The following is a 12065-nucleotide window of genomic DNA, read 5'->3' as shown; positions in this document are numbered from 1 at the left end:
AAGCGAGAGGTGTTTTTTTATGAATGAAAATGATTCACATAACGAGCATGTTAAAGCTATAACACCTGAACAACAGAATCAGGTGCCATGGAAAGAACGCTTTTCTTATAGTTTAAGTGATTTTGCTTGTAATCTATCCTTTCAGATGATAGGAACGTACCTAATGATTTTTTATACGGATACATTTGGTATCAGTGCTGCTGCAGTTGGGACTTTATTTTTTGTTGCTCGCTTTTTTGATGCTGTCGATGGACCATTTTGGGGAATAATGATTGATCATACCCATACTAAGTGGGGAAAGAGCAGACCATATTGGTTATGGTTTTCGATTCCGTTTGCTGTTTTTTGTGTTTTGGTCTTTACTACGCCAAATTTAAGTTTGACGGGTAAACTAATTTGGGCTTACATCACTTATATTGGTGTTGATGTATTGTATTCGGCAGTTAACATTCCAATTACGTCAATTTTGCCATCATTAACAAGTAATCCTCAAGAAAGGGTTACTCTTTCAACAATTCGGCAATTTATGGGCACTGCTGGTGCTGCTATTATTACTGGGATCACATTGAGTATGGTTGCATTTTTTGGTAATGGTTCAACTACTAGCAAACGTGGTTGGTTTATTTGGGCGCTAATTGTTGGTATTATTGTTGTGATTATTTTTGCAATAGTTTTTAAAAATACTAACGAACGAGTTCAAACCAAGAGTTCTCGCCAATCTATTCCAATTAAGGAATCTTTTAAAGCTTTAAAGAGAAATTGGCCATGGGCTATTATTATATTCATTAATTTTATTTATTGGTTAGGAATGCAAACACGGTCTCAAGTGACGGTTTATTTCTTCAAGTATAATATGCATGATGCAACGCTATCATCATTTATTCTAAGTTTGCAATTTGTTTCATTAATTGCTGTTGTCTTGACTCCGTGGACTTCTAGACATATTGGAAAGCGAAATACTATGCTTGGTGGGATGATTCTTGCTTGTGTTGGTCAACTATTATTGAGTTGGGGAGCTAGTTCCCTTAATGTACCAATTATTGTGGGTGCTACTATTGTCGGCTATATGGGTACAGGGTATGTTTCAGGGCTAATTGCTGTTATGTTAGCTGATGCTGTTGACTATGGTGAATGGAAAAATGGAGTTCGTGCTGAAGGAATAGTGACGTCATTCTCAAGCTTTTCTGCTAAGCTAGGAATGGGTTTTGGTGGTGTTATTACAGGTTGGATTCTGACGGAAACAGGCTATATCGCCAATCATGCACAAACTAGTGCTGCTCTTCATGGAATTGAATTAAACTATATTTGGGTACCACTTTTTGGATTTGCACTTTCAGGAATTTCACTTTTGTTCTATCATGTTGATAGGATTGAAAAAAAGATGCAAAGCGATCTTGCAATAAAGCATACAAAGGAAAATGCTGAGCAATAAACCGTGGAAAGTGAGTGTACAAGGAACATGATTATTAATAAAGATGTGATGCGTGACTATAACGAACGCTCGGTACTTCAAGCTATTGTGAACTATGGTCCAATTTCGCGAAATGAGATTTCAAAGAAGCTAGGGTTAAATAAAGTTTCTGTTTCAGATATTGTGGGTTCATTTGCTGATCGAAAGTTGGTTTATAGTTTAGGCGAAGCTAAGTCTTCAAGTACTAGTGGTCGGAAACCAGAGTTAATTGAATATAATTCTGCATATGGATATGTGATTAATTTTAGTTTAAATGGTATGATGCTAGAAATGTTAGTAACTAAATTGGATGGACGCTCATTGGATTACAACACCACATCTATTAATAGTCAGTCTATTTCTGAAATAGTTAGTAAAATGGAGGAAATGATTGTACAGCTGCCAAACTTTGAAACTGAATTTGGACTGCAAGCTATTTCTATTGCAATCTTTGGTATGGTATATCAAGGAGAGGTCGTAACATCGCCCTTTGTCGATATTGATGACTTTGATTTAGTCGGTCATTTTCAAAACAAGTATAATGTTCCGGTTATTGTTGAAAATGAAGCTAATTTAGCTGCTATTTTTGAACAGGATTTTAGTAAACAAGAGCTTCAAAATATTGTTACTGTTAGTATTCATGATGGAATAGGGGCTGGTATTATTATCAATACACAGTTGTATACCGGTAACTATGGTCAAGCAGGGGAAATTGGTCGAGTTATTGTCCAAGATGAAAGAGCCAAAAAACGTCGGTTGTCCAAACTTCCAAACTTTGATTCAGAGTGGTCACAAAAAGCATTGCTTTATAAAGCCACTAAACTTAAAAATAATCCGAATTATGCACTAGATCAGCTAGTCGCCGATTATAATAGTCAAGATGAGGCTATTACTGGATTAATTGAAGATTTTTGTTATCATCTAGCTGTAATTGTAAATAATTTGATAGCTCTCTATGATCCACAAATGATTTTTTTCAATGCTCCTTTGATTGATAAACTGCCAGAGATTTTGAAGAATATTCAAATGAAGCTAGGATTTATGCCACTAGTGCCACCATTGGTTATGTCAAAGGATGTAACCTATGCAACGTTGCTTGGTGGAGCATCGCAGGCAATTCATCGTGTATTGCACATGGAAGGTGCTAGATTGATTTTCCACCACTAATTAGGTGAGAACTTATGTAATAATATGAATTAATATAATTCTACTAACAAGTCTAAATAATACTAGAGCCTTTGGTATTATTTGGACTTATTGCGTTACTTATAAGCGTGAAAACATAAATACCAATGTTTAAAGTTAAAAGGTGTCTATATTCTACTATTGCCTTTTTAACATAGTTATCTATATATTATTTAATGGAAAGTTTTGGTGCGATATTTTTTAGATGGCTATATCTATATCTTTTTTATCTAATAAGGTATTTTAAGAGAAGATTCTCGATTTGAATTCAAAACTATATTTTGTCATAAAAATAACAGCTGTTTTTACGAAAAAAAGACAAGAGCTTTACATAATAAAAACAAAAACTTCTTTTTTATCTGTAGAATTGAATTAAGGATAAGAAAGGATGAGGCTATTGAACTTTACCAAAGAAGAAAAAAGTTGGATGTTGTACGATTGTGCTAATTCAGCTTATTCGTTGATTATTGTAACGGCTATCTTACCTGTGTATTTCAAGTATGTTGCTGGTAATGGTGGACTTTCTGAACAAACAACAACTGTATATTGGGGATATGTAAGTTCATTTTCAACTTTTATTATTTCGGTTTTAGCTCCTTTATTAGGAACACTTGCTGATTATATGGGAAACAAAAAGCGTTTTTTTAATTACTCGGTGTTAATAGGAGTAATTATGACAGGAATGTTAGCATTCATCCCGCAAAATCAATGGGAGATATTATTGATTGTATATACTTTATCGCATATTGGTTATCAGGCGGCTAATCTTTTTTATGATGCATTCATTACAGACATAACAGATAATAAACGTAATGATATGGTATCTTCATATGGTTTTGGAATAGGTTATATTGGAAGTGCAACTTTATTTGTTGTAGTTATGTTATTGATAACAACTTCTGGCTTTGGAATGTTAAATTCAGTTTTAGCAATACGACTATCATTTTTATTGACAACAATCTGGTGGCTCCTTTTTTCAATTCCGATGTTAAGAAATGTAAAACAACACTATGGAATAGATGCTGTTCAAAATCCAATACAGAATAGTTTAAAAAGAATAGTAAAAACAGTAAAGAAAATACAGCAGTACAAAAGAGTACTAGGATTTATGGTAGCTTATTTCTTCTTTATTGATGGAGTAGATACCATTATAACGATGGCTACTGCTTTTGGTGTTGATATGGGAATTAAAACAAGTAATCTATTATTGATTTTGTTGATTTTAAATATTATAGCTTTTCCATGTACTATTATATATGGTAAATTAGCACAGAAATTTGGTACAAAAAAGATGATTCTTATAGCTATTTTTGTATATATAATGATTTGTTTTTACGCTATTTTTATGAAAACAGTATTAGATTTTTGGATTTTAGGAATTTTAGTAGGCTCCTCACAAGGTGGGATACAGGCATTAAGCCGTTCTTATTTTGCTAGAATAATTCCTAGAGAACAAGCAAATGAATTCTTTGGATTTTATAATATTTTTGGGAAGTTTTCAGCGGTTTTAGGGCCATTACTGTTTTCTGTTACAACACAGATGACTGGAAAATCACAGTTTGGAATTGCTAGTTTAGCTTTACTTTTCATTTTAGGAGCGTACTTCTTGATACGCTTAAAAGAAAATGAACCTGTTAACGAGATATAACTAAGAAATATAATAGTAATGAAACATAGAGAAGTCTGGGACAAAAGTTCAAGACTTTTTTTATTTTCCAATGTAACTATTAGCCCTGTAATTCAGATAATACAAGTTTTTGATAATTCGATTTACGATGTTAATTTATCTATAGATAATAGCCGTTTTCACGAGTTAAACTAATTTCAATGATATTTATATAATTAATTATGCTCAATTGCTTATTTTTACCTATTGAAAACACTTAAATTAAGGAATATAATAAAGGGAGTTTTTTTAACAATGGGGGTTTACAGATGGTGATGACTAGAAGTCGTATAAAAGACGATAATAATGATTATGTGGCATACACGCAGAGTCTATTAGCGGAAAAATTTCCAACCAAAGAAGCAGTGATCACAGAAATAATGAACCTTGAGGCAATTTTACATCTACCTAAAGGAACAGAGCACTTTGTTAGTGATTTACATGGAGAATATGGTGCATTTGACCATATTTTACGTAATGGATCGGGTAATGTGAAACAAAAGATTAAAGAAACCTTTGAAGGACGACTAACGGAAAAAAATTTACAAGATTTTGCAATATTAATCTATTATCCAGAAGATAAGTTGGATTATCAAAAAAAGCAGTTAAAAAATAACGAAGATTTGCAACAATGGTATTTAGATACAATTTCGCATTTGTTGGAGCTTTTACAAGTTGTGGCAACTAAGTATACGCGTTCAAAAGTTAGAAAAGCAATGGACCCGAATTTTGTATACATAACAGAAGAATTACTCTATACTGATCCGCATGAATTGGATAAAAGAAACTATGTTGATCAATTAATGAAAAACTTAGTAACAATGGGTGTAACAGATGAATTTATCATTGCAACTTGTTACACTATTCAGCGTTTAGTTGTTGACCACTTACATGTTATTGGTGATATTTATGATCGTGGGGAACATCCAGACATGATTATGGATAAATTAATGAATTATCATTCTGTTGATATTCAATGGGGAAATCATGATATGTTATGGATTGGCGCAGCAGCTGGTTCACAATTGTGTATGTTAAATTTATTGCGAATTTGTGCACGCTACAATAATTTAGCAATTGTAGAAGATGCATATGGTATCAGTTTGCGGCATTTATCGAAATTTGCAGAGGAGAATTATACAGAAAATCCAGCTTTTACACCTAAGTTAGTCAAAGGTGATACGTATAATTTTCAAGGAGAACAACTACAATTAACGCAAATCCAACAAGCTGTTGCAGTTATGCAATTCAAGTTAGAAGGGCAAGTTATTGCACGGGAACCAGATTTTAAAATGGATGAGCAAGCACTATTAGGAAAAATTGATTATCAAAAGAAATCGATTCAGTTACATGGAAAAGTATATTTATTAGATAATACTTGTTTTAAAACGATTGATCCGCAAGATCCATATAGTTTGACGATAGAAGAAAAACAAATTTTAAGTGGTTTAACGCAATCATTCATTAATTCAAAAGCACTGCGACATCACCTTGACTTTTTGATGGAAAAGGGCAGTATGTATTTATGTTATAACGGAAATTTATTGGTTCATGGTTGTTTACCAGTTGATGTTAAGGGGAATTTCTTGGCATTTACCTATGCAGGCAAAAAGTATGCAGGCAAAGAATTACTAGATTTCTTCGAAAACCAAGTTAGAAAAGCATATACTACTCCTTTTTGTGAAGACGAACATCCTGCAGATATTGTATGGTATCTATGGCAAGGACCAGTTTCACCATTGTTTGGCAAACAAGAAATGACTACATTTGAACGTTATTTTATTAAAGATAAAAAAACGCATGAAGAAAAAAGAAATCCATACTTTGCATTACGTAAGAATGAAGCATTTTGTGATAAATTACTCGAAGAATTTGGCTTGGATCATAATGGACATGTAATCAATGGACATACTCCTGTTAAAAGAGGCCATGACGCTATTCAAGCAAATGGAAAGATGTTAGTTATTGATGGCGGTTATTCTAAGGCATATCAACCAACTACTGGTTTTGGAGGTTATACATTATTGTATAATTCATATGGTTTACAATTAGTGGCACATCATCCATTTACATCTAAAGAAGATTCTATAAAAAATGGACAAGATATTATTTCTACAACAAGAGTTGTCAATAATGAATTAAACCGTAAACTAGTAGCAGACACAGATATCGGCAAGCATTTACAAAAAAATGTTGTATTATTGCGAGCACTACTTGAGAAGCAAAAGGATTAGGAAAATAATCTGTGAGAGGGTTCATAAAATTAGATAAAGTAATATCATGATAAAATAATAAAACAGTTTAAAGACTTGTTTAATTTTAATAATATATAGTATAATGTGTCCTATCTTAAAATTAAGGGGGATATTATTAAGATGACAGCTTTTTTAGATAAGCATAAAAAGATGACAACTTTTGATTTGAAAGTTATTGGCTTAATATTAATGGTTTTAGACCATGTGCATGAAATATTTTCTGGTGCAGGGGTACCTTTTTGGTTTGATTGGTTTGGTAGACCAGTAGCAACTATTTTTTTCTTCGTTAGTGTGGAGGGGTTTACACATACAAGGAATAAAAAGAAGTATTTATGGCGTTTATTAATCGGTTTTTGGATTATGGGTATTGGTGATGCAATAATTCAGCAATTCTTTAGTGTAAGTAATGTTTCGCTGATGAATAATATATTTGCAGATTTATTTATTGGTGTTTCAGCAATGTATGGAATAGAAAAAGTAAAGACAGCATTTAGCAAGCATAGCTTTAAAGACGGTCTAATAGGAACTATACTATTAGTTAGTCCAATTCTAATGTCAATATATATTCAATATGCACTTCAAGTTCCAGGTATAATACAAATATCAGGACTTGCTGCGGGATTTATATATCCAGCAACAGTAACTGCTGAAAACTCATTCTTTTGTTATCTAGCTGTATTTTTATATTTAGCAAAAGATAACCGGATGTTGCAATGTATCTTCATTGCTATTACGGCATTTTTGTACACTGGATATACTTCAGGAAATCAATTTAACAATTTATTTACAGTTAATACACAATGGATGATGATTCTAGCAATAATTCCAATTATTTTCTATAATGGGCAACGTGGCAGAAGCATGAAATCATTTTTCTACGTGTTCTATCCAGGCCACATTTGGTTTCTCTATATTTTAGCTAGTCTATTAGGTATAAAATAGCTAACTAAATTTAAACAATAAAATGAACTTGCCGCTTTTAGTAGTTATTAAAAGCGGCAAGTTCATTTTATTGTTAATAAATATTTTAGTTTTTATCTTATACAAACAAATGGATCTTATGGTCTAGCTATTAAAATTTTTACTAAATGAGCTAATCCAATAATTCCAATTATTAATAATATTTGTGCGCTCAATTTGAGACATACAAGGTACATATGTTGAAGTATATGTTTGACAAACAGGTAATTGAGAGCTGCTATTAAGAGTAGTTCCTAAGGCACTAAGTTCTGAAATAGCAGAAATATCAATTTTTCGATTACTAATATCGCTTAAAAACTGCATTAAGTAACGATTATTTACCATACCACCATCAACATGGATTTCAGATTCCAATTGAGGACAGATTTTTTTAAACTCATGTAAGATATCGTTGATTTGAAAAGCAATCGAATTTAGAGCAGCACGAACAATTTCCTTTTTAGTCGTTGTTCGTGACATACCAACAAAGGCTGCTTTTAAATTAGGTTTCCAGTAAGGTGCACCTAAACCACTAAAAGCTGGAATAAGTACAGTTTTATCATCTTTATTGGCACTAAAAGCTAATTGCTCAGTATCGGATGCAGAGTTGATAATTTGTAGCTCATTTTGTAACCAACTAATAATAGCGCCAGCATAGTTGATATTGCCTTCGACAACATAGTTAACTTTTCCTGAGCGTTTCCAAGCAATTGAAGTATTTAGTTTGTCATCTAGTACATTAGGAAGTTTATCTCCGATATTAAGCATGACAGAAGAGCCTGTCCCAAAAGTAACTTTAAAAGAACCTTTAGTAAAGCAGTTTTGAGCAAATAAAGCGGCTTGAGAATCGCCTAGAATGCTTGTAATAGGTACCTTATGCGAAAGAAGACCCCAAAAATCAGTTTCTCCAAACAAGGAATTGGAATCAGTAATTTCTGCTAATGCAAAGCGAGGTATCTTGAAATAAGAACAAAGTTTTGTATCCCAAGTTAGCTGAGCAATATTCATTAATTGTGTCCGACAAGCATTAGAAGGCTCTGTTTTGAAGGACTTTCCACTAGTTAATGTAAAAAGAAGCCAACTATCTATAGTTCCTAAGCATAAATCTTGCTGTTGCATAGCTTTTTTAACAGCAGTTTCATTTTGTAAGAACCAAGCAAATTTAGCTGCTGAAAAATAAGGGGATAATTCAAGTCCACTTGTTTTTTTGACATATTTTTTTAAATCAGGAGAATCTAATTTAGCTATAATCGTCTTTGCTCTATTGCACTGCCAAACAATAGCATGACAAAGAGGTTTTCCTGTTGATTTTTGCCAAGCAGCAGCTGTTTCACGTTGATTAGTTAAAGCAATATTTTTAAGATTAACATCTGGGTACTTTTTTAATAAATCTTGAACTAAATCATGAATATTAGTTTGAATTTCCACTAAATTATGACTAATCCAGCCTTGCTTATTAACAATTTGAGTATGCTTTTTGATAGCTTTGTAAACAGGACAGTTATTTGAGTCTAACAAAATAATTTTAGTACCCTGAGTACTTTGGTCGATTGCAAGTGTATAGCTTTTCATAAAATCACCCTTTTAGAGATAAAATAGCTTTTTGAGCAATACTTTCAGCATCTAAACCGTAGTAAGCAAAAACTTCATCTTGTGTTCCAGAAATAGCTGGTTCATCTGGAAAACCTAATATTTTTAATTTAGCGTGTGCATGTTGTGCAATAATTGTAGCAATTTGTGCACCAATGCCATTGATAATAGAATGTTCTTCGACACTTAGAATTAAATTGAACTTTTGTGCTAATTTATGCAGTAACTCAGTATCTAAAGGTTTAATTGAAACTAAATCAACAACAGTCGCTTCAATTCCTTTAGTAGCAAGGATAGAAGCAGCTTGAAGGGTCGGAAAAAGTGTTTCACCTGCACTGATAAGACAAATATCAGCTCCATTACGCAAGATGTTTGCTTTACCAGGAACAAATGTAGACCAGTCCTTTGGATAACAGTTATCCAGTTTACGTTTGCCAACACGAACATAGGCAGGTTTCTTAGAATGGATTAAATAATTTAATAAAGCACGCGTTTCAAATTGATCAGCAGGGGTGTAGACTTCTAGGTTAGGAATTGCACAGGTTATAGCTAAATCTTGCAAAGAGTGGTGAGTGGTACCTAAATTGCTGTAACTATTACCGCCACTAATTCCGATAAGTTTAACATTTGTTTTAGAATAAGCAACGTCAACTTTGACTTGTTCAACACTGCGCATTGTCAGAAAAGCTGCAGGTGAAAAAACAAAGGGACGTTTATGTGCATGCGCAAGTCCAGCGGCGACGGTTACTAAATTTTGTTCAGCAATCCCAGTTTCAATAGAATTTGCAGGATTATCACTTATAAAAGAAGTCATACCAGCAGAACCGCGTGAATCACTGGTTAAAACAACAAGATCAGGTGTAGTTTTAACAGCATCACTTAGAGTAGCACAAATTACTTCATTAGCAGTTTTAGATTCAATGGAATTAGTCATTTTCAAGTGCCTCCTTTTGAGCCTTTAATTCGTTTAATCCTTCTAGATATTGGCTTTCAGAAGGAACTTTATGATGCCAGTTAGCTTGATTTTCCATAAAACTGATACCTTTTCCTTTGATAGTATTAGCTAATATTAGACGGGGTTTGGAAGTTAGATTATCTTGATGTAGTGCATCTAGTAAATCTGTCATATCGTTACCATTTATTTCAATAACATCCCAACCAAAAGCTGTATATTTGGAAGCTAAAGATTCAGAATTCATAACAGATGTTGTGCTACCAGAAATTTGTAATTTGTTATGGTCAATAATTCCAATTAAATTATCCAAATGATAATTTCCAGCAGCCATAGCAGCTTCCCAAATTGAGCCTTCGGCTTGCTCACCATCACCCATTAAAACAAAAGTCTTTTTAGTTAACTTATCCATTTTAGCAGCTAAAGCAACACCAACACCAAGACCGAGACCGTGACCTAAAGATCCTGTATTCATTTCAATTCCATGAATGTCATTAGTGGGATGACCAATATAGTGGGTTTTAAAGCCTGAAAAATTGTTCAAATCAGTTTTTGGAAAATAACCGCGAAGAGCAAGTGTTTCATACAATGCTTCAACAGCATGTCCTTTACTTTGGATATAAGTGTCAGTTTCGGGTTTTCCAAAAGTATCAGGTGTTTGTTGTAAAACGTCAAAATACAGAGCTGTCAGAATATCAATACAGGAAAAATCAGAGCCTGTATGTCCTGTTTTAGCTGAATAGATTAGTTCCCAAACTGCCTCACGAATTGTTAGTGCCTTTTTTTGAAGTTCTATAGTATTCATTAGAAAACTCCTTTCGTTTTTTAAATAAATGTAAATGCTTTCTGAAAAGTATGTTATCATCTAACATAAGGATATACAATAATTTTACTAGAATTATATTTTAGTTTAGTTTTATTCTAGTTAGGATTGAGATGCAGGAGGAAGATAATATGAGTTTAAAAATGGATGATATAGCAAAGATGGCCAATGTATCAAGATCTGCAGTGTCATTGGCTTTGAATGGAAAAGAAGGAATTAGTCAGGCGACACGTGAAAAAATATTTAAAATAATTAATAAGGAAGGGTATAAGCCATTAAGAAAGAGCAAAAATGGAAATTCACATCAATTATCCAAGATTTGTTTATTAGTAATTAGTAATAAAGATGGGTTGGTAAATTCTAATTATCGTTCACTTCCTTTTTTTGATCGATTGGTATCTTCAATATCAATAAGTGTGAGTAACTTTGGTGGTAGCTTGCAAATTGAAACAATTGATATAAGTGAAATAGAAAGTGGAATTAACAAATTAGTAGAAGACGGGAAAGTTTTACCAACAATTGTATTAGGAACGGATTTACATGCTAAAGATATTGGAATAATTCAAACAAAGCTTCCAGATGTTGTTTTCGTAGATACGTATTTTCCTGAAATATCTGCCGATTTTGTAACAATGGATAACTATCAGGGGGCGCACAGTGCGGCTAAATTAATATTAAGTAAAGGCTATAAAAATATTGGATATGTAGCATCAAATAAATGGATTTCTAATTTTCAAGAACGAAGAAGAGGTTTTTATCAAGCGTTGTTTGAGGTGGGGATGGATGTTGCACCAGAACATTTTTATACAATATCACCAACTAAATTAACTCCAGATAAAGATGAATTGCCAGAGATGTTAAAAGATAAGTTGCCGGAAGCTTTATTTTGTGAAGATGACTATATAGCGATTAGATTAATAAAGGAATGTACTAATCATGGAATTAAGATACCTGAAAAAGTTGCAATTATGGGATTTGATGATATTTACGGAGGAACATTAGTAATGCCAGAGTTAACAACAATCCATGTTCCAATTGATCAAATTGTCAATCAAGCCTTACATCAATTGAAAACGAAGGTTGCCTGGCCTAAAAAGTGGCAACCACAAAAATGTTTAGTGGCAACATGTGTAGTAGAAAGAAGTTCACTCTAGATTTAGATTTTATTCTAGTTCTATTTTAGT

Annotated in this window: 9 protein-coding genes; 6 read left to right on the top strand and 3 right to left on the bottom strand. The window is 32.9% G+C overall.

Annotation, left to right across the window (positions count from 1 at the left end; genetic code table 11):
* The first annotated feature begins 19 nt into the window (after positions 1 to 19).
* The 5 genes from LB941_RS06840 to LB941_RS06820 all read left to right on the top strand — a co-directional run bounded on the left by LB941_RS06840 (position 20) and on the right by LB941_RS06820 (position 7498).
* The gene (locus LB941_RS06840) at positions 20 to 1432 is read left to right on the top strand and encodes an MFS transporter (RefSeq protein ID WP_253360587.1); all 1413 of its coding nucleotides are present in this window, start codon (positions 20 to 22) and stop codon (positions 1430 to 1432) included.
* 27 nt (positions 1433 to 1459) lie between these two features.
* Complete coding sequence (locus LB941_RS06835; protein WP_253360585.1) at positions 1460 to 2617, top strand: ROK family transcriptional regulator; 1158 nt, start codon at positions 1460 to 1462, stop codon at positions 2615 to 2617.
* A gap of 415 nt (positions 2618 to 3032) precedes the next feature.
* A complete protein-coding gene (locus LB941_RS06830) occupies positions 3033 to 4283 on the top strand; it encodes an MFS transporter (RefSeq protein ID WP_253360583.1) in 1251 nt (416 codons plus the stop codon).
* A gap of 287 nt (positions 4284 to 4570) precedes the next feature.
* Positions 4571 to 6535: a fructose-1,6-bisphosphatase gene (locus LB941_RS06825; protein ID WP_425270522.1), complete on the top strand. Its 1965-nt coding sequence runs from the start codon at positions 4571 to 4573 to the stop codon at positions 6533 to 6535.
* Between the two features lie 141 nt (positions 6536 to 6676).
* Positions 6677 to 7498 (top strand): TraX family protein, encoded by an 822-nt coding sequence (locus LB941_RS06820; protein ID WP_253360581.1) that lies wholly within the window; start codon positions 6677 to 6679, stop codon positions 7496 to 7498.
* Between the two features lie 123 nt (positions 7499 to 7621).
* On the opposite strand, the gene LB941_RS06815 is transcribed toward LB941_RS06820, so the two are convergent.
* From LB941_RS06815 to LB941_RS06805, 3 genes are read right to left on the bottom strand one after another with little or no spacing between them, the layout of a single operon-like run.
* On the bottom strand, positions 7622 to 9088 hold the full coding sequence (locus tag LB941_RS06815) for an FGGY-family carbohydrate kinase (protein WP_253360579.1): 1467 nt from the start codon (positions 9086 to 9088) through the stop codon (positions 7622 to 7624).
* 4 nt (positions 9089 to 9092) lie between these two features.
* Positions 9093 to 10040, bottom strand: a complete 948-nt coding sequence (locus LB941_RS06810) for a transketolase family protein (RefSeq protein WP_253360577.1) — start codon at positions 10038 to 10040, stop codon at positions 9093 to 9095.
* Entirely contained in the window at positions 10033 to 10863 is an 831-nt protein-coding gene (locus LB941_RS06805) for a transketolase (protein WP_253360575.1), read from the bottom strand. The genes LB941_RS06810 and LB941_RS06805 overlap by 8 nt, the downstream gene beginning before the upstream one ends.
* Before the next feature lie 149 nt (positions 10864 to 11012).
* Here LB941_RS06805 and LB941_RS06800 point away from each other — a divergent pair, with 149 nt between their 5' ends.
* Positions 11013 to 12035, top strand: coding sequence for a LacI family DNA-binding transcriptional regulator (locus LB941_RS06800; RefSeq protein WP_253360573.1), 1023 nt, complete (start codon positions 11013 to 11015; stop codon positions 12033 to 12035).
* Positions 12036 to 12065 lie beyond the last annotated feature (30 nt).

The sequence above is a fragment of the Ligilactobacillus ubinensis genome, assembly GCF_024160875.1.
GTDB lineage: Bacteria > Bacillota > Bacilli > Lactobacillales > Lactobacillaceae > Ligilactobacillus > Ligilactobacillus ubinensis.
The sequence above is the reverse complement of the archived record's forward strand: the minus strand, read 5'-3'. Positions and strand labels throughout refer to the sequence as shown.